Here is an 18805-nt window from a genome sequence, read left to right as displayed (position 1 = left end):
GTTATAGACCATGTCAAAAGGAAAAATCGCTTTTTTATTAGTTCTTTTCTTATTAGCGGTTGGAGGCTTCATGACAATGTTTTTTTCAAACAGCTCTGACCAAGTTACTAGTAGCAAAGGACCAACCTTAAAAAACGAAACAATTAAAAACGTCACGCATTCTCTAACGGCAAGAGAGGATATGCTGATTAATACTAATCAAGCGTTTGTCTTTGAATATGACTCTGGTAGCAAGAAGAAAGAAGTCGACGTTTGGGTTGAAAAGTATGAAAAGGGGCTATTTGTAGAAAAGCTAAATGAGTTATCTACAGAAGTGGACAAAGAAGGACTGATTATTTTCACTTCTAGCGATATTTATCCGGAAGATGAAGACGGAGAAGAAGTCATTACTATGTTTAACTTAAAGGTTGGAAATCAAACGGGCAGCGCTGGGTTAAGCTTCACAGAAAAAAGGAACATTGAAGAAAAAGAGAACTTAGCTGGCACGTGGGAAGGCTTTTATCAAGACGTACAAAAAATTGATGGAGACATGCCACTAGGCTACATGGCTTATTCTTCTGAAGATTCCATATCAAGCATTCAGCTAAACTATTTAAAAGATCCAAAAGCTCACGAAAAAGAGCTAAAAGAATACGACAGCATCTACGTGTTAAAATGCCGTTTTCACTAAAAACAAAAGCAGGTGGTAGACATGTTGAAGTTCATTGACGACATTGCTGGTTCTCTGTATGACATCATGAAGTTTCTTATACGAAGCTTATGCTATTTCTTGACTGGAGTACTCATTGTTGCTATTCCCCTTTATGCGATTGTTTTTGTGTTTCAAGCGTTTGGTAAGTAAAAATATCCATAAGGAAAAATTAGAATAAGAAAGAGGTTCAATAATCATTGAAAAAACCGACACCAACTAACCACAGCAAGAAAACAGACTTCATAGATACAGACTTATTTTTATTTATCATCATTTTCATTGCGGGTCTTATCTCTATTTTCATTTTACATTAACCGTATACTTCTTTCCTACAAACGCTCAAAGCATTTTGAGCGTTTGTTTATTATAGTCAAATATCAGATTTACCGTACTAGAATAATAGATTCTTAACAAACCATCACAAGACTTTTTCATTGAACACTTCACCTACATACATCCCACTCGCCGCTGCTTGTGAAAGCGAATGCGTAACGCCAGAGCTATCTCCGATGACGTATAGCTCTTTCACATTAGTTTCGAAGTATTCATTCGTTTCCACAACCGGCGAATAAAACTTACCGTCCATTCCATAGAGAAGCGTATCTTCGTGAATGTTTTCTCCAAGCAATCCTTCCAGCTTTTCCAAAAAGACTTCTAACGCAGAAATATAATTAGTTGGAACATAGTTCAATAAGTTCCCTGGCATAGCACTAAGCGTCGGTTGGATTCGATTACCGTTCATGTCTTCCTTGGACGTTGCTTTTTGACGTCGCAAGTCGGACAAGCGCTGCACGACAATCCGATCTCCTCCGGCGTTTAGTTGACCAATCACCTTTTGCGCATGCCTGTTCGCTTCTTGCAGCGTATTAAAATACGCCGGTGTAAAAAGCGTAAAGTTTAGGTTTGCCGTACCGCTTCCTTCTTCTCTATAGTTCTGACCATCTGGCATGACTAATCCTTCCTGGTACTTTCTAATAATGCGGCCTTTTGGATTCATACAGTATGTATACGAAATTACGCCTTCATGTTCGGAAGCAAGCTTTGTTTCAAACGTATGTCCCAGCAGGCGATCAAGCTGACGACCGTGCATTTCAACGCGTATTCCTAGATCTAAGCGGGTCGGTCCTTTTTTCACACCGAGAGCTGACAGCTGTTCTTCAGCCCAGTCGTTTCCTGATCTTCCTGTTGCGATGACGACGCGATGTGCTCTTGCTTCTCCTTTATTTGAAACAATTCTAAACTCATTTTCTTGTCTCTCAATTTGCTGGACGTCTGCTTCAAACCACATCTCGATACGTGTCTTCAACACGTCGTATATGCGCTGGAAAATAGCAGTCGATCGCTTTGTTCCTAAGTGTCGGACTTCCGTTGAAAGAAGCTGGAGACCATGTACTTTTGCATTCTTTACAAGTGCTGGATTGACTGTGGAATACAGCTTGACTTCATTCCCTCCAAACGAACAAAGCACATCGTCCACTTCTTTCATGAGACGAAGCGCTTCTTCTGGACCTACTTTTTGCTCTAAATCTCCGCCAAAATCATTGGTGTAGTTAAACTTTCCTTCTGACTTTCCGAGTCCTGCAAAACCGTAATATTTTCCACACACGTCACAACTGCAAAGCTTCCCTTCATCAAGAGGACATGACCTTTTATGAAGCTGCTTTCCTTTATCAATAAGCAGTACGTTTTGGCTTTGGCTTGCCAGCGTGTACGCTAAAAACACCCCGCTTACGCCTGCTCCAATAATGACAACATCATACACATCTCTTCACCTCACGCTTTTCTATAAATGTAGAAGCTACGTTGTTTAGATACCACACAGCGTAGCTTCTCACTCTAGCAATCTATTTGCTTTTTTTACGACGATCGCGGTTTTCACCAACCGCAGCCATCCCTGCAATTAAAAATGGCAAGCTAATCACGAAGGATTGCAGCCACGTAGAACCTAATACTTTGAACAATACAAACACAAGCACTGTCGCAGTAAAATAGATGGGAATAAACTGCTTTGAAAGCCATCGTTCACTCATGTTCATCACTCCTATAGTACAACTTTACAAAGAATCGCAGCACTTCGCAATATGAAAGAGTTTATGACCATTATTTTCTACTTTCTGCTTTCTCCTTTCTCCTACGTCTTCACATATGATGCTTCTTTCCTGATCCATGTACTACATTCTATCAAAGATACAGATACTAAAAAAAGAGAGCGAATACCACTCGCTCCCTTTTACGTATTATGCTGATTGTTTAACTCTATCGTTTTTCTCTTTAATTCTTTTGTTCTTGCTGTAGCCAGCAAACAAAATGAGAACAACTACGACTGCTTGAATCAGATAGGTCGCAATCCCGTGATGAATGTGAAGCAGCTCGCCAACGCTTTTGTCTTTTAAAATCATTTCAGCTGCCGTCCAAGCTAAAATTCCAGCTCCAACGTAGGCAATCCACGGATACTTGTCCATTGCTTTCACGATAGCTTTTGAACCAAAAATCATAATTGGAATACTAATTAATACTCCAAGGGCAACCATTCCAATATGACCATTTGCAGCCCCAGCAACCGCTACTACGTTATCAAGACTCATCACTGCGTCTGCGATAATAATTGTTTGAATCGCTTTTCCTAAGCCGTTATAAGACTTAATATTTGAACTATCTTCTTCTTCCACCAGTACTTTGTACGCAATCCACAGAAGCAACACGCCGCCGATGATTGTCACAAATGGAATTTTCAGTAGGTATACGATAACTGCCGCGAACCCGATGCGTAGAACGACCGCTCCAAACGTTCCCCAAAAAATCGCTTTGTTTTGCAGCTCTTTTGGTAAATTCCGTGTAGCCATCGCAATTACGACTGCATTATCTCCAGATAAGATAATGTCAATAAGAATGATTTTTAATAAAGCAATAATAGCTGTTGATGAAATCGCGACGCCTAAAGTGAAAAGCTCATTTTCCATGCTTATCGTCTTCTCCTTTTTACTTACAGGAACACTGCCTGTAAGATATACTGTTTAGAACCAAGAAGCTATTCTTAAACGAAGCAAGCGCTGCAATCGTTCGTTCAAACAACAAAAAGGCTCCGAGCCTAAGCGTTCGAAACCTCAAAAACCAAACGTCGATCACTCAATGTGCTTTGAAGCACGCTTGACTTTGTTAATAGAATTATTCTACTACATTCCAAATAGTATATCAAAGTAAAAGTTTATACAACAAAACTTTTTCCCTACTTAACAATCATCTTCTGCCAAAGAGTATAGTCAATAACTTCCCTAAGCTGAAAAATGTATAAAAAACTCCATTCAGTAGTGAGATATTACTGCATAAGGCCTTTTACGTGAAATGATTTATGTTACATATTCATGTTATCTTCTCGCTTATATTTGATAAGTTCATGTAGTTTCTCGAAATTCACTTGCTCATTCCATACCTTTCGAGCATCAGGCGTCATATATGGATAAACATATTGATTTATCATCACATTAATATCTAATTCATCAATTAAATCATATGTACAAATACAGTATTGCTTTCCATCATGCATATTGATTACGAGCCTCTTTACTAGCGTAAATCCATTTCGACGTAAATCTGCTTCCTTAATATTTCTAAATGGTATATTTTCTTTTTTTGATTTAACGTATCCATTCGGCCCCTTTACTAATGAAATAAGAGTTTTCCCTGGAATTAATCCTGGTAGAAACCAAGCGAATAAATAAGTAAAAGTAGGAATAAATACAAAATCTCCTCTTACCTCATAGCTATTATTAAAAACCCCTATTAAACAATAAAAAATGACGTCTAATAAGGGTTTTAAATTGTTTACATATATATGTTGTCTTTTCGTTTATACTTTGTATCTTCATATAATTTATCGAGATCTATTTTTGTGTTCCAAGCTTCTTTTGCACTCTCTATCATATGCGGATAAATATATTGATCAACTAGTACATTAACGTCATTTTCCCCAATCAAGCCATATGCTGGGACCCTATATTGTTTATGGTCGTGTGTAGTAATCACTAGACTATTTACTAATGTAAATCCGTTTCGACGTAATTCTGCACCTTGAATATTTTTAAACGATACATTTCCTTTTTTTGTTTGGATATAACCACTTGGCCCTGGTACAAGTGAAACGATTGTTTTCGCAGGAATTAACCCTGGACTAAACCAAATAAATAAATATGAGAAAATTGGAAGAAATATCATCCCTCCTACCAACCATAATAAAGAGAATGTTGAACTAAAAGTTAAACCTTCAAGAATTAAGTAAATAGAGCTTAGCAATCCTCCAACTACAAACAAAATTAAAGCTACATAATGTATCTTACTTCCTTTAATATGAATTTCATCACCGGAATGCTTCGTATTTAATAACATTATTCGTTCTCCTTATCCAATAGTTTCATTTATTTTAAATATAGAGGAAGGAATAAACGTTTTCAAGAAAGCTTTGCTTGTAAGCTCTAAATTGAATCGATTGTCCTCATTTCTAGCGAGAACCCAGTCATTCTGCTTACCTGGAATGAAAAAGCAAATATCCTCAGGCTCCGGGTTGTTATGTTGGTTGTAAGCAAGTACCATCATTGTATTTATTCTCGATTTCCTAGTATTTAAATCCATTAAAAAACTACTAGTTGCTTGAATATCTGCTACTGTTAATTGAGATGTCCAACGACTGATTGCTGCAGAGAGGTGCTCTACATCACTAAACTCTTCAAGCAAGCCCTCGAGCTGCTTTGCTAAATTTCGAATTATCAACCACATCTGAAAAAGCATTTAAAGCTTTCATATGTTTAAAACTATATTTACCATGAGCATCCTTAGGGAACTTTGTTAAACCAACACCATAGTACAAAGCTTGACCACCTGCAAGCGTTCCAAGCGCAGTCAAGTTCCCATACTGCTGATGCAACTTATATAACTTTCCTATTAAATTATCAGCATCAGACATTTTATTTCCTGTAGAACGCACGTATTACTTATGTTAAACGCAAGTAACTATGCTTAAATAAAGTGTAAGTGTCTTACAAAGTAATAGCTTAAGAGAATGGGGCTTTGTATCAAATGCTCCCATCTAATAAGTACTAATTATTAAAGTACACCCACACTATTATTCTTTTTAAATTAATTCTTAACACCAATAAAGTAAAATTTAACTCGTAGTCCAATTCTTTATACGGGAATTGGGTAGAGACTCTCAGACCATATTTCTGAGGATATACGATTTTTAAATTTAACATTACAGATAGTAATCTAAGGTGATATTCATAAATTGGAAATGATAACCTGTATGAAACCACTCTACCATATTGCATCTTTAAACATTTTTTACAATAATTTAAATAAATCTCATATATGTTCTTTAAATCCATTTATAGTTAAATATTACTTTTTTTATTATCCATATAAAAAAGCACTTACTGCCTTCTCAGACTTCAAGTGCTTATTCTTCTTTATATAAACGCTAAAATCTCTTTACCAAACCGAACGATAAAACGCACACCATATAAAATCAACACACCCCCAGCAACCACCGAGATATTTTTCAAAAATTTATCTGTCAAAAGATTTCGACCGAAGTGTACCGTGAAAGCCACGTTCAGATTCCAAAGGATAATTCCCCCTAGAATAAATAAACTGTAGAGAAAAGAAAGAGAATGAGACATCGTCTGCGTCATTTCCTGTAAGGTAGAGCCATAAACCCCAAACCAAAATACAATATTTAAAGGATTTAATAACGCAATTAAAAAACCAACGAAAAATGTTTTATACCACGGAGCCAAAGTGGTTGTCATATCTTCCTGCTTGAACGAATGCTGTTTCGATAGGCTGCTTATTCCGAGTTTAATGAGAAAAAAACCGCCTAACAAATATGTAAACACAACCACCAAGTGATGTTGAAATAAATGTTCAGCTCCTAAATAAATGACGACTAGAAACAAAAAATCTCCCGCCACTCCTCCTAAACCAATGAGCCAAGAAGGCCAGAACCCCCCTGCAATTCCTCGCTTAATCATCTCAACTTTAATCGGTCCGACTGGTGCTGCAAGGCCGATCCCCAACACCACTAGATGAATAATTAGAATGGTCACGTTATCCCCCCAACTTCATAGCTTGTCTTTGTATAAGATATGACCGTATCTCTTGAGATAGTCTACTTAGCTACGAATTGCTGCATAACGGCTCGGTAAAAGATTGAACGATTATGACTAAATACTTATCTAGCACATTTAAATGAAATAATAGGTTTACATACCAATAATTAGGGGACTTAACTTATAAGAATGACATTACTTTATTAGGAGGAGAGTTGAAAATGAACAATAATACGAAAACAGTTGAAAACAAGGTAGAGAATAAGCTAAACGAAATGAGCCAAGAAAAGAAAGACGGAATTCTTGCTAGCTTTACCGAATTCCAAACGTACTTAGGAGATAAAGTTTCAAAAGGTGAGAAACTAGGGTTAAGTGATGATCAGCTGGCTTTAGCAGCTAAAAAAATCGGGGATTACCTAGCAAAACACGAGGAACCACAAAACGCAGAAGAATACTTACTACAAGAGCTATGGAAAGTTGGTAATGATGAGGAACAACGCCACCTTGCTCATATGCTTGTTAAATTGGTTAAAGAGTAACGCGCGCTGGGTATACCGTTTTAAATAGATACCTTTTCATTTGAAAGAAGAATGGATAGTTCATTCTTCTTTTTTGTTTGGCTTTAGCTTTTGTTGATTAGATATAAACATTAAACAAGAATGAGTTTATATGAATATGAGAACGTGAAAAAGCACTTATCGTCTACAGGGGACAATTAAGTGCTTAATCTTTTTAATACAATGTGTATTCATTAATTCTCTTACTGCCTCTTCTTCTCTCCCCATATCTTTCAAAGGTCTGGTAAGTAAATAGCAAGTGGAGTGCCTTCATACGCAGAAACTTCTATTAATGAATTCCTCTCTTTTAACCATTTATATAAATCATCTTCCATAGTTGGAGACAACAAGATTTGTTGTACTATAAACGCAATATCATCATATTATTGGAAGTCTTATTCTTGATCTTCTAGACCATTATTTATTTCATAAACTGTATCTAATCTACCAATCATCTTTAGTCTGTTTTTGCATTCAATAATTAAGACATTTTTATAACTATATACTTTTAATGCTCGTGTTAAAGAGTCGCATCTCATAGTAACTCTACCTGTTTCTGATTTTGAAAACAGCTAGCACAATATGAGCTACATTTCGATTATACTGATTGGTTTCTGGCTGTTGGATACCTATACCTTTTATTATTAAAAGAGAACTATCATCCTACGTTCTCTATTTCTAAGCACATGTTTCCTTACTGTTCGAAACTTTAATATAGATTAACGTAAAAACCTTGAAAGGCATTGAATCAATAAAGTTTTTGAACCAGTACCTTTACTTTGTTTTTAATCCTTCTCGCATCTGTTCTACTAATGTATACAGCCACTGTAAAGGAGTTACTTCAATAGCTGGAAAATAAACTTCTGTATTACTTTGAATAAATTCTTCTTTCTCTTCTTTTGTTAAATGATTATTTAAGAATTCTTCACAATCATTTATTGTAGACACCAAACATTCTCTACTGACTTCATTTATAAATTCATCTAAGGCTTGCTCAGGAGAACTAATATCTTGATGAAATGTACCTCCTAAAAAATCTTCAAATTCCTCTAAGTAATTATAGTTTTTATCCATAAACCTTTCCCTTCTTTCTATTTAACAGGATATCCTGTTAAAATAAAATTACCATCGTTACTCTTTTTTAGAATAATCTTTGCGTTTGTTACATTCTCCACTACTTCCGAATTTCTTGAAACACTCTTGCCAATTATTTCTCCGTTACCCTGGTATTTCAATTGTAATTTAGGTCTACTATTTGAGTCAGATAGCCACTTTTGAATTTTTTCGATATTCTTAGAGTTATTAAGAACTTTACTAGCAACTTTCTCAGCAGTAGCCCTATCTGTAAAAGAGGATGATAGGCAGGACAGCCGGTATTTCGAAGGAATGGTTCGAGCGCTTCTTGTGGGATACTTTCAACTAAATGGTGAATAGAGAATGCACTATCATTATTTTGCAGTTTTATTTCAAGATCTAAAGGTAGAATTAATTGATTCATGTTATAATTTTTAAACATAAGGATCCTTCTTTCGATATGATTTGGTGTGGTAACTTAATTTTATCAGAAGTGGTCCTTATTTTATTGTAAAAATATAAAGCCAGTGCAATTTTACTCGTCGTAAAACTGCACCGGCTTTTTTAGTTTATTTAGGAGCGTTTTGTCCCAGCCTCTGGTAGGAATTTTTAATATTATTAATCAGCTCATTTAAAATAATTTTTTTCTTTCCCTGAGGTAAATGGCAGCTTAAAATTAGCAAATCAACTAGGTCAGGTTGTTCCTCAGCAACTTCCTGCAAGTAATCCCTGCCAAACTCTTTCATAACAGGTAGCAAACTGCTCATTTTTAATGGAAATCCACATCAATTCTCTTTTTATTTGTTTGAGTTTGTTTAGGCATGATAACTTCTAGTACACCATTCTTATAAGAAGCCTTTATATCTTCCTCAGAAACAGGAGTTGGTAGTGTAATGGCTCTGTGAAAGCTACCTGTGTATCTTTCTCTCCTATGCATATTCTCTTCTTTAATCTCATTAGTTCTGTTAATTGAGCCACTAATTCTCAATACATTATTTTCAATATCAATGTTTACATCTTCTTTACTCTGTAAGCCTGGAATGTCACAAGTTGCTACTACCTCTTTATCTGTTTCATGAACATCCACTCTTATATTCCCCAATTGATTCATTTCATTGTCTAAATGAAAAGGGAAATCATTGAATAATCTGTCAAAATCTCTCCTAATGTTAGTTAATTGTCTAAATGGATCATAAGGTATTAATGCCATTTGTATCATCTCCTTAGTTATTTTTAACAAATATATTTTTTACATTTACTATGTAATTATTCATTTAAGGGATAAGCTGAGTCAGTTTTAGAAAAGCATCCTATTACAGAAAAAGGAGAGCCTAATTAGCTCTCCTCAGTGTCATTAGTTTTAACCTCATATCCAAAAAGCTGTGACCTTTCATCAGGTATCCATTTTCCATCTCTAATCCTGCTCAAGCCCTGATACAAAGAGCCTCCTATAATATTCTCTAACCATTTGGAGCATTCAGTCATAGTATCAAAATCATGTAAGTATACTCCATTTTTATACAGTGAATACTTTTTATGTTGCATACTAACACCTCCTTTGATTGATACATGTATTGTACCAGGAGGTGCTGCGTGTTTAAAAGGTGTTTTGATTCCTGTCTCAAAAACAGGGGTCAGTCCCATTAACCCCTGGCGGTCTTCGATGTAAAAACTTAATTTGTTTTTACAGGCGATTTTTCAAGATTCACCCACTGACGTTTTTCAGCTGATTCAAGAATCGCATCACTAATAACTGCAATTCGATATCCATCGTCAAAGTTAGGAGAAACTGTTGTATCATTCACAATTGATTTAATAAAGTCATACGCTTCAATAATCTTTGTTTCACCGTAACCAATTCCTAACGCAGGAATTGGCCATAAGCCCTCACCGTATGGATGAGCTGGTCCAGTGTAAACGGTTCTGAACCCTTTTGCATCTCCTGGATCGTCTGAGAAGCATACTTGAAGCTCATCACGACGCTCATAGTTAAAATAGATTGAGCCCTTATCCCCGTTAATTTCAAAAGTTAGGAAGTTATTGCGTCCCCATGCATTACGAGTTGCTTCAATGCTTCCAACTGCACCATTTTCAAATTTGACTAATGTTGTGATTTCATCATCTACGTCTACTTTACCTTTAGGAACATCTCCTGCACTTTTTACAGTTCCTAATTTGTCTGCGCCGCCTGATTGAACTGGTCTTTCTGGGATCCACGTTTTTGATACGGCATTGACATCTGTGATTTCCCCAACTAAGTAGCGGGCAAAATCAATAACATGTGTACCAATGTCACCTAGTGCACCTGATCCGGCAATTTCCTTTTGGAAGCGCCATGATAAAGGTGAGTTAGGATCTGCAGACCAATCTTGAAGATATGTCCCACGGAAGTTTAAAATGTTTCCGATTCTACCTTCTTCAATATATTTTTTCGCAAGTGCAACAGCTGGTGTTCTTCTGTAGTTGAAAGCGACCATATGCTTTACACCTGCTGCTTCCACTGCATCCAACATTGTTTTTGTTTCGGCAGCATCTCTAGCTAAAGGTTTTTCACAGATTACATGTTTACCAGCTTTTGCTGCAGCAATGGCAATTTCAGCATGTGAATTATTTGGTGTCACTATATCAATAATGTCGATCTCAGGATTTTCTACTACCTCTCTCCAGTTAGATGAGTAGTTATCAAAACCTAATTTTGCTGCTGCTTCTTTTGCAATTTCATCTGTCACGTCAACAAGCGTGTGACGATGTGGGACAGCAGGTGCCGGCCAAAAAAACATTGGCATTCCTGCGTAAGCAAGAGCATGTGCCTTTCCCATAAATCCTCCGCCAATCATTCCTACGTTTAATTTTTTCATATTTATTCCCTCCAATTATTTTGTCTTCTATTATTTTGCTGCTTCCTGAATCGTATCTGGAGCTTCTTTTGAATAAACAAGTTTCCAAGAATCTAATACATTATCCGGTGTTACTTTTAATGCGGGAACTGCTACATATGCAGGTGCTTCTTTTCCAAGCAAACCATATCCAGCTAAGATCGCTTCTGAGATTCCTTGATCATATGGAAGCTGTGCGCCTAAGCCTTTAATCATTCCGTCTGATGCAATATCAATGGCGACTGTTGTTCCTAAGTCAATTGTTGTGATTACTAGGTCATTTCTTCCAGCCGTACGTGCTGCAGCTAATGCCCCTTCAGCAGGAACATCCCAAACGACAAACATACCATCAAGATTTGGTTTTTTTGTTAACATACCTGATGCGACTTTTTCTCCATCATTAGGTGCCACAATTCCCCCACGTTCTACGATTTTAATGTCTGGATATTTTTCTGTTATTGTTTTTTCAAATGCTTCAACACGTTGCTTTGTTACAAAGTAATCTGCATCATGATAAATAACCCCAATGTTCCCCTTGCCAGCTAACTCTTCTGCCATTATTTCAGCTGCTTGTACCCCATTACCATAGTTATCAGCGGATACAACGCTTACATAATCCTTACCAGCTTCTAAATTATTTGGCTTATTATCCATAAATACAACTTTTACACCCGCATCAGCGGCTTTCTTAAAGGCCGATGCTGTAGACACAGGGTCAACAGGGATCCCAACAATGATATCTGGGTCTTTAGCTAATACAGTTTCAATATCTGATACTTGTTTTTCTGCTTTAAATTGCGCGTCTGTTACTGCTACTACCTCAATACCCATTCGGGCAAATGTTGCTTTCAACCCTTCAATTTGTGCTGTAGCCCAGTCATTTCCAGCATAGTGCATGACAATGGCTGCCTTATAGTTACCTTCTTTAATCTTTTGAACTTCCTCTTCTGTTAGCTCTAGTGTTTTTGCCGACACAGCCGACTCTCCATCAGGCCCTTTACTTAAGATTTCTTGATTAGGAATTTCCTGGTTAATAGCGATAGGACCAGATGCTTCTGTTGCGACTTCTTCTGTTGAACTTTGATCTTGATCAATTGTTTCAGAGGTAGTAGAACTTCCTTGGCTGCATCCTGCAAGAACTAGCATTGTTGCTAACAAAACCATAGATAAAATAGAAAGTAACTTTTTCATAATGAGCCCCCTTGTTTTGGACAATCTTTATATTGATGTCAAAGTTTCATTTTTCGAAAGATATTTACGGCTAATTTCTGCACCAACCTTGGGATCTTGGTAGCTATCAAGCTCGATTGTGATCCAACCATCATAATGAGCATCTTCTAAAACTTTTATCATATCCTCAAAGTCTTGATGCCCTTCCCCTAATGGTAAAAATTCTCCTTTTTGATAGTCTTTAAGATGAACATATTTAATACGATCGATGTATTTTCTCATGACCTCCACTGGATCTCCACCACCTGCTTCAATATGAGCAGTGTCTGGGCATAAATTAATCACAGTGAGTGGCATTAATTTATCTAATTGTTCCGGTGACTGAACACAAGTACCTAAGTGTGGATGGTAGCTTGCAATAAGACCATATTTTTCAGCAATATGACTGACCTTATTTAATGCTTCACCTAAATCTCTGTAATCTCTCTCTAAAATACCTTTAGCTCTAACAGCTCCTCCACCAACAACTAGGTGCTCTGCTCCTAGAGCAGATGCTAGAGCAGCAACTTCTTCAATTTTCTCTAATTCATCTTCTAAAATGTCTGGAAAGATAAAGTTTCCACCTGTATAAACTCCGATAAAGTCTAACGAATGTTTTTCAATCAATCTTTTAAACTCTTCTTCTTTCCCTTTATATTGCATTAGATTTCCATCAAACAGTTCAAAGCCTTCATAACCAGCTGCTTTAATATCTTCTAATGCTTCTTCTGTCGAACCATTTGCAAGATAATAGGAATCTTTTACTGAAGTAACACCAGCAGGGTGACCAACAACGCCCCCCCAAGTGTTCGTTTGGTAGCCTAATTTCATCATTTCCCCTCAACCTTCTTATTATTTTTATTGATTCATCTTTGAATTACTACAGAATCGACGCCTCGAACAACTCTGCCTGCAACGGTTCACATAAAAACTTGTCAACCTTGCTTACAAACCCTTTAAAATGGGACGTTTCTTCATGTACCTGAATAGCAGTTTGATCCTTCCACTTCTCTACAAAAACAAACGTATTTGGCTGCTCTGGATGTTCATAGTACTGATAAGTAATATTTCCTTCTTCAGCTTTAGAATGTTTCGTTACTTTTCCAGCCATTTCAAGGAACTCATTACGTTGGTCTGGGTCAACCTTGAAATAAGCATGAATAATTATCATTGGTAAACCTCCCTTTGTCAGACTAAAATCAATTAAGTTTACTGTTATCTTAAAAATTAAAAGTTTTCATTTATCAATTTCCAACAATTTTTTTCATGTGCTGGATTGATTGTCTAGTAAAGTCGTCAAAAATATTGCTTTCTCCGGTGAGTCCAGATGCTAAGTATGGATTTGAAACAGCTGGTAAAAATTCCATCGTTATATATCCTTGATAATTTCTGTCTTTCAGGAATGAAATAACGGGTTTAAAATCTGTTTGCCCAAGACCAGCAGCTTCACGTGTGTTATCAGCTATATGGACATGTGCTAGATAATCGGAAATTTTCGTTAAAGATGCCTTCATGTCGCGTTCCTCTATGCTCATGTGAAACAAATCAGCCATGATTCCAACGCATTCTATATTAACTTCCTCAACAAATCTTAAAGCTAATGAAAGGTTGTTCACTAAATATGTTTCATAACGATTTAATGCTTCAATAGCAATTGTGATTCCTTGTTCATCTGCATATTGTCCCGCCTCTTTAACACTTAAAATAGCATTATTCCATTCTTCCTCAAGAGTCGTTTCTGAAGAAAGCTTACCAACACAGGTTGGGACAACAATCAATGTTTGGGCATTTAAGGCTTTCGCTAAATCGACCGATTTTTTTACATATTCAACAGCATTCTTCCGAATAGCCTCGTTCGATGAAGATAGATCTCTTTCCGGAGTAAAAATGCCGCAAATCGAACTGCATTCCAAGTTATACTCAAGTAAAAGTTTTTTTGTTTTCTCGATGTCAATTGAATCCGGTTCACCAGCTAATTCAACTCCCTGGTAACCAAATTTCCTCAATCTTTTCAAACTGATTTCTAATTCTTCATTTCCATATATCCACTGGGTAGCACTATACTTATACAGAAGAAATCACTCCTAAACAAAAGAATCATTACACCTTACCTGCCAGAATAAGATTAAAGGAAATATATCCCTTTAGTTCTGATTGACGTTCACTAAAATTTTTATCGTATCTTTGTTTTGATCTGCCTCTTTGATTCCCTCTTCTAACTGATCTAATGTGATCGTTTTACTGAATATATCTTTAGGATTAAATCTTTTTGATGAAATGAGTTGGATTGCTTTCGTCCATGTTCCGTAAGTACCTGCATAAGAACCTACGATTGTTAGTTCCTTGCTAAAGATGTCAAATGGTTTAATTTCCATCACTTTATCAGCAGGTGCTGCTCCGTAAGCAACCAGCGTTCCTCCCTTTCTAACCATCTGTAAAGCTTGCTGATAAGTCGGGATCGCTCCAACAACTTCAAATACAACATCAGCGCCTCTTCCTTCAGTAAAATTAAATACTTCCTGGACAGGATCTGTTTCTGATGCGTCAATAACAAAATCTACTCCTAGCTCCTTAGCCTTTTGAAGACGTGTTTTATTCATTTCAGATAGAATGACCTTGCTTGCACCATTCAGTTTTGCCATAATTGCATGGGCCAGCCCCATCGGTCCAGCACCGATAATAGCTACAGTATCACCCATTCCGACATTCGCCCGCTCCTGGCCTCTGATAACACATGCCAGTGGTTCGATATATGCGCCTTCCTCCCAGGACATAGCTTCAGGTAATTTATACACATTATTTTCAGGCGCTTTCACGTACTCTGCAAATGCACCATTAATATGGACACCTAGCTGTGTGATCTTCTCGCAAAAGAGTTTCTGACCTGTCTGGCAATAATAGCAATTGCCACAACTAATATTGATATCTGCTGTTACACGGTCACCTTCCGATACACTAGTCACTGATGATCCTATTTTTACAATTTCACCAGCAAATTCATGGCCTTGGATGAGAGGCTTAGGGGATGGAAAATGTCCGTTGTATATATGTGGATCGGTTCCGCAAATCCCGCAAGCTTTCACTTTAATCAGAACCTCATTATCCTTTATTTCCGGGACAGGTACGGACTCGATTTTTAAATCTTGAGTTCCATAAGTAACAGCAGCCATCATTTCTTTTTTACCAATACTGTCTTGTGATTTTTTAAGTACAGCATCCTTTGTGTTCTGTGTCATCATACTTCCTCCTTAAATAATTTTTTCAGGAAAACGATAGACTCCTCTGTGTATTGATCATAGAATTCTTCACATCTTGTCCCATTAAATGGGTCAGCAAAAGCAGGTAATAATTCCATTGTTAAATAACCACTGTAGTTTATATCCTTTAATGCTTTCGCGATTGGTTTAAAATCGATATGCCCTCTTCCAGGTGCCGCACGATTACTGTCAGCAATATGGAGATGATATAATTTATCCCCAGCCAATCGAATCGCATCAGCAATGTCTACCTCTTCAATATTCATGTGGTATGTATCACCCATACACCCAACACTAGGTAAATCAACACAATTGACAAGTTCAAGAGATTGTTCCATTCGATTAATAAGATAATTCTCATACCGATTCCATGGTTCAACAGTTAATCTGACTCCATATTCTCCAGCATATGAGCCTGCTTCTTTAATTCCTTCAACAGCCCAATTAAGCTCAGTTTCTCTATCGGTCTCCTGATAAATTTTCATACAGGCTGTTGGAGTTAATGAAATTCCTTGTGCCCCAATGGTACTTGCAAAATCAACGCAGCTTTTAATATACTCAATCGCATTCCTTCTAGTTTGCTTATCACTGGAGACGATGTCTCGTTCAGCATTATAAATCGCACATATTGTAGAGGCAGAGATGTTATATTTATTAAGCAGTTCCTTAATTAAACCAGTATCCATTTGTCCTGGTTCCCCAACAAATTCAACACCGTCATAACCGAATTTTGATAATCTCGCAATACTAGTTTCCATATTCTCACCAGCATATACAAGTGTGTTATAACCGTATTTAATCATTCTCATCGCTCCTTTTGCCCATTTAGGATATACTCTTGTGAACATCTTTTTTATAATCGCTTACATTATTTTTAAAAGTTATAAAACAATTTAATTGTTAAATTATTGTTTTGCTGCCTCTTGAATTACTTCCGGAGCTTCCTGACGGTATGCCATTTTCCATGCCTCTAAAACATTTTCCTGTGTTACAGCTAAACCTGGTACAGCGACAAATGGAGGAACTTCTTTTCCAAGTAAAGAATGCCCGGCTAAAATCGCCTCTGCCACTCCCTGATCAAATGGCAGCTGTGATCCAAGACCTTTTACATTTCCACCAGAAGCAATCTCTAAGGCAACGTTTGTACCTAAATCTACTGTTGTGATAATTAAATCTTCCTTCCCAGCCGTTCGTGCAGCTGCTAAAACACCTTCAGCAGGAACATCCCAAATAGCGAAAATACCGTCTAAATCGTTGTATCTCGTTAACATGGCTGATGCTACTTTTTCAGCATCGTTGGGGGTTGTTATTCCGCTGCTTGTGACAATTTCAATTTCTGGATACTTTTCTTTAAGTGTTGTTTCAACTGCTTCTCGACGTTGGTTATTTACAAAGAAGTCAACATCGTGGTAAATAATACCAACTTTCCCCTTTCCACCAAGCTGTTCACCTAAAATATCTCCTGCGGCTGTACCATTTCCATAGTTATCAGAGGCGATAACGCTTACATAATCCTTACCAGGTTCTAATTCCACAGGTACGCTATCCATAAATACCAGTTTAATACCAGCATCGGCAGCTTTTTTAAAAGCCGGAGCAGTTGAAACAGGATCAACCGGTAGACTGACGATAATATCTGGAGATTTTGCCATGATTGTTTCGATATCAGCTACTTGTTTTTCAGACTTAAATTGCCCATCTGTAACAGCAACCACTTCAATTCCCATTCTTTCAAATGCTGCTTTTAAACCGTTAATTTGTGCGGTTGAATAATCATTACCAGCATAATGCATGGCAATTGCAGCTTTGTATTTACCTTCTTTAATCTTTTCAATTTCTTCTTCTGTTAGTTGAAAGTCCTTTGCAGAAATAGCCGGTTCTCCATAAGGACCTTTACTTAATATTTCTTGTTCACTTGAAATATCCGGGTTAATCGTAAGTGGACCTGAATCAGGAAGTTTCACCTCATTTTTATCGCTTTTTTCACTTTCATTTCCTGATTGAGAAGAACTACTTTGACTACATCCAGCAATTGCTAGACCACTAATTAATAGAATCAGACTCAACATCATTTTGAAAAAAATCTTTTTCATGAAAATCCCCCTATTTTTATGAAATAAAATCTTATGCTTGAACACCTTTTCGAAAATCCGAAAAGGTGTTCAAGTTATAAATGATCTGTTTTATTCTCTTTATTTAATTTAATTTCTGCTAATTTTTGTTTCAAATAGTCAATTGAAGTTTTTGCATACCAATCTGGATCTGCTTTTCTTGTATGAAATCCAACTTCCATTGATAGATAGCCCTGATAATCAATTTCTTTTAAAGCTTTTAGTAAGGAATCAAAATTCACACTTCCTTGACCAGGAGGCAAACGATCATCATCTGAAATATGAACATGATGCAGCTTTTCCTTCATTCGATATACATAATCACTTGGTACCTCGTTTCTATATAAGGCATGAAACGTGTCGAACATTACTTTTACATTGGATTCACCAGCCTCTTCTGCAAGAATTAAAGCATCATCAGCAGATTCGATTAAATTACTGTCAGCGGCTTGAGGCTCGACAACCATTGTAATTCCAAGTTCTTTAGCATATCTTGAAACATCCTGTAAACCTTCTAAACTATAATTCCATGCATCCTTCTGCGAGGTTCCAAAACCAAACCATCCAGCAAGCCACATCACAGTAGGGCATTCCCAATCGTGGGCGAGTTGAATAACATCTTTATATTGTTTAATTGTAAATTCTCGCTCTTCTCTTAATTGCGAGCAAGGATTTAAGCCTGGTCCCCCACCTGGTGCGGGTAGCATTGCTGCAACACTAAGATTGTTTCTTTTTAGATGAGCTAGAATTTCTTTACGTCTTTCAGTGGATAAGTAATCTGGATACGCATGAGGACTTGCACATCCAATTTCAATTCCGTCATATCCCATTGCTGATAAACGACTAATGACCTCTTCTAATGGATACGTTGGAAGCCAAGATGGAAATGAACCGTAAACCCAGGTATTAAATGAAATTTTCATCATGAA

Annotated in this window: 25 protein-coding genes, 1 pseudogene and 1 riboswitch; of the genes and pseudogenes, 3 read left to right on the top strand and 23 right to left on the bottom strand. The window is 36.9% G+C overall.

Annotated elements, in window-relative coordinates; genetic code table 11:
- Positions 1 to 10: 10 nt before the first annotated feature.
- Together LZP85_RS04475 and LZP85_RS04470 are read left to right on the top strand one after the other, a co-directional pair.
- Positions 11 to 670 carry a hypothetical protein gene (locus tag LZP85_RS04475; RefSeq protein ID WP_206833420.1) on the top strand — a complete coding sequence of 220 codons (660 nt, stop codon included), beginning with the start codon at positions 11 to 13 and terminating at the stop codon, positions 668 to 670.
- Positions 671 to 691: 21 nt separating this feature from the next.
- Positions 692 to 841: a hypothetical protein gene (locus tag LZP85_RS04470; protein ID WP_182840829.1), complete on the top strand. Its 150-nt coding sequence runs from the start codon at positions 692 to 694 to the stop codon at positions 839 to 841.
- Between the two features lie 268 nt (positions 842 to 1109).
- Here the strand turns inward: LZP85_RS04470 and LZP85_RS04465 are convergent, their stop codons facing one another.
- The 8 genes from LZP85_RS04465 to LZP85_RS04430 form a co-directional block, all read right to left on the bottom strand.
- Positions 1110 to 2453 carry an NAD(P)/FAD-dependent oxidoreductase gene (locus tag LZP85_RS04465; RefSeq protein ID WP_206833421.1) on the bottom strand — a complete coding sequence of 448 codons (1344 nt, stop codon included), beginning with the start codon at positions 2451 to 2453 and terminating at the stop codon, positions 1110 to 1112.
- Between the two features lie 82 nt (positions 2454 to 2535).
- Positions 2536 to 2721: a hypothetical protein gene (locus tag LZP85_RS04460; RefSeq protein WP_025910128.1), complete on the bottom strand. Its 186-nt coding sequence runs from the start codon at positions 2719 to 2721 to the stop codon at positions 2536 to 2538.
- A gap of 207 nt (positions 2722 to 2928) precedes the next feature.
- Positions 2929 to 3651, bottom strand: coding sequence for a TerC family protein (locus tag LZP85_RS04455; RefSeq protein ID WP_061785924.1), 723 nt, complete (start codon positions 3649 to 3651; stop codon positions 2929 to 2931).
- Positions 3652 to 4043: 392 nt separating this feature from the next.
- A complete protein-coding gene (locus LZP85_RS04450) occupies positions 4044 to 4472 on the bottom strand; it encodes a DUF5381 family protein (RefSeq protein ID WP_267965687.1) in 429 nt (142 codons plus the stop codon).
- Between the two features lie 41 nt (positions 4473 to 4513).
- Positions 4514 to 5074 carry a DUF5381 family protein gene (locus tag LZP85_RS04445; RefSeq protein WP_234562048.1) on the bottom strand — a complete coding sequence of 187 codons (561 nt, stop codon included), beginning with the start codon at positions 5072 to 5074 and terminating at the stop codon, positions 4514 to 4516.
- Between the two features lie 12 nt (positions 5075 to 5086).
- The gene (locus LZP85_RS04440; protein ID WP_234562046.1) at positions 5087 to 5419 is read right to left on the bottom strand and encodes a hypothetical protein; all 333 of its coding nucleotides are present in this window, start codon (positions 5417 to 5419) and stop codon (positions 5087 to 5089) included.
- Positions 5412 to 5648, bottom strand: a complete 237-nt coding sequence (locus LZP85_RS04435; RefSeq protein ID WP_062954655.1) for a hypothetical protein — start codon at positions 5646 to 5648, stop codon at positions 5412 to 5414. The genes LZP85_RS04440 and LZP85_RS04435 overlap by 8 nt, the downstream gene beginning before the upstream one ends.
- Positions 5649 to 5837: 189 nt before the next feature.
- A riboswitch (purine riboswitch) is annotated at positions 5838 to 5941 on the bottom strand.
- 209 nt (positions 5942 to 6150) lie between these two features.
- Positions 6151 to 6789 (bottom strand): LysE family transporter, encoded by a 639-nt coding sequence (locus LZP85_RS04430; RefSeq protein WP_206833424.1) that lies wholly within the window; start codon positions 6787 to 6789, stop codon positions 6151 to 6153.
- Positions 6790 to 7013: 224 nt separating this feature from the next.
- On the opposite strand from LZP85_RS04430, the gene LZP85_RS04425 reads away from it, so the two are divergent.
- Positions 7014 to 7331, top strand: a complete 318-nt coding sequence (locus LZP85_RS04425; protein ID WP_094911727.1) for a DUF3243 domain-containing protein — start codon at positions 7014 to 7016, stop codon at positions 7329 to 7331.
- A gap of 792 nt (positions 7332 to 8123) precedes the next feature.
- On the opposite strand, the gene LZP85_RS04420 is transcribed toward LZP85_RS04425, so the two are convergent.
- From LZP85_RS04420 to LZP85_RS04350, 15 genes and pseudogenes are all read right to left on the bottom strand, one after another.
- Positions 8124 to 8423: a contact-dependent growth inhibition system immunity protein gene (locus tag LZP85_RS04420; RefSeq protein ID WP_078990060.1), complete on the bottom strand. Its 300-nt coding sequence runs from the start codon at positions 8421 to 8423 to the stop codon at positions 8124 to 8126.
- A gap of 17 nt (positions 8424 to 8440) precedes the next feature.
- Positions 8441 to 8719 carry an RNase A-like domain-containing protein gene (locus LZP85_RS04415; protein ID WP_138117593.1) on the bottom strand — a complete coding sequence of 93 codons (279 nt, stop codon included), beginning with the start codon at positions 8717 to 8719 and terminating at the stop codon, positions 8441 to 8443.
- Positions 8677 to 8865: pseudogene (locus LZP85_RS20905) on the bottom strand (IS5/IS1182 family transposase); the annotation flags it as partial. The pseudogene LZP85_RS20905 and the gene LZP85_RS04415, both read right to left, overlap by 43 nt.
- A 127-nt stretch (positions 8866 to 8992) precedes the next feature.
- Positions 8993 to 9169 (bottom strand): hypothetical protein, encoded by a 177-nt coding sequence (locus LZP85_RS04405; RefSeq protein ID WP_404826302.1) that lies wholly within the window; start codon positions 9167 to 9169, stop codon positions 8993 to 8995.
- A 23-nt stretch (positions 9170 to 9192) separates the two neighbouring features.
- On the bottom strand, positions 9193 to 9633 hold the full coding sequence (locus LZP85_RS04400; protein ID WP_025910117.1) for an Hsp20/alpha crystallin family protein: 441 nt from the start codon (positions 9631 to 9633) through the stop codon (positions 9193 to 9195).
- Between the two features lie 125 nt (positions 9634 to 9758).
- A complete protein-coding gene (locus LZP85_RS04395; protein WP_025910116.1) occupies positions 9759 to 9968 on the bottom strand; it encodes a hypothetical protein in 210 nt (69 codons plus the stop codon).
- A gap of 128 nt (positions 9969 to 10096) precedes the next feature.
- A complete protein-coding gene (locus tag LZP85_RS04390; protein WP_206833425.1) occupies positions 10097 to 11281 on the bottom strand; it encodes a levoglucosan dehydrogenase in 1185 nt (394 codons plus the stop codon).
- A gap of 30 nt (positions 11282 to 11311) precedes the next feature.
- A complete protein-coding gene (locus LZP85_RS04385; protein ID WP_206782783.1) occupies positions 11312 to 12490 on the bottom strand; it encodes a substrate-binding domain-containing protein in 1179 nt (392 codons plus the stop codon).
- Positions 12491 to 12517: 27 nt separating this feature from the next.
- Positions 12518 to 13342, bottom strand: coding sequence for a sugar phosphate isomerase/epimerase family protein (locus tag LZP85_RS04380; protein WP_226639048.1), 825 nt, complete (start codon positions 13340 to 13342; stop codon positions 12518 to 12520).
- 46 nt (positions 13343 to 13388) lie between these two features.
- Positions 13389 to 13679 (bottom strand): putative quinol monooxygenase, encoded by a 291-nt coding sequence (locus tag LZP85_RS04375; protein WP_163070673.1) that lies wholly within the window; start codon positions 13677 to 13679, stop codon positions 13389 to 13391.
- 73 nt (positions 13680 to 13752) lie between these two features.
- Positions 13753 to 14514 (bottom strand): sugar phosphate isomerase/epimerase family protein, encoded by a 762-nt coding sequence (locus LZP85_RS04370; RefSeq protein ID WP_206782784.1) that lies wholly within the window; start codon positions 14512 to 14514, stop codon positions 13753 to 13755.
- 138 nt (positions 14515 to 14652) lie between these two features.
- Positions 14653 to 15744 carry a zinc-dependent alcohol dehydrogenase gene (locus tag LZP85_RS04365; protein WP_206782785.1) on the bottom strand — a complete coding sequence of 364 codons (1092 nt, stop codon included), beginning with the start codon at positions 15742 to 15744 and terminating at the stop codon, positions 14653 to 14655.
- Positions 15744 to 16568, bottom strand: a complete 825-nt coding sequence (locus LZP85_RS04360) for a sugar phosphate isomerase/epimerase family protein (RefSeq protein ID WP_206782786.1) — start codon at positions 16566 to 16568, stop codon at positions 15744 to 15746. The genes LZP85_RS04365 and LZP85_RS04360 overlap by 1 nt, the downstream gene beginning before the upstream one ends.
- Before the next feature lie 102 nt (positions 16569 to 16670).
- Entirely contained in the window at positions 16671 to 17858 is a 1188-nt protein-coding gene (locus LZP85_RS04355; RefSeq protein ID WP_100347349.1) for a substrate-binding domain-containing protein, read from the bottom strand.
- A gap of 74 nt (positions 17859 to 17932) precedes the next feature.
- Complete coding sequence (locus LZP85_RS04350) at positions 17933 to 18802, bottom strand: sugar phosphate isomerase/epimerase family protein (protein WP_100347348.1); 870 nt, start codon at positions 18800 to 18802, stop codon at positions 17933 to 17935.
- Between the last annotated feature and the right edge of the window lie 3 nt (positions 18803 to 18805).

Source organism: Priestia flexa, assembly GCF_021441905.1.
In the GTDB taxonomy this organism is placed as follows: Bacteria; Bacillota; Bacilli; order Bacillales; family Bacillaceae_H; genus Priestia; species Priestia flexa.
This window is presented reverse-complemented; position numbering and strand designations above follow the sequence as displayed.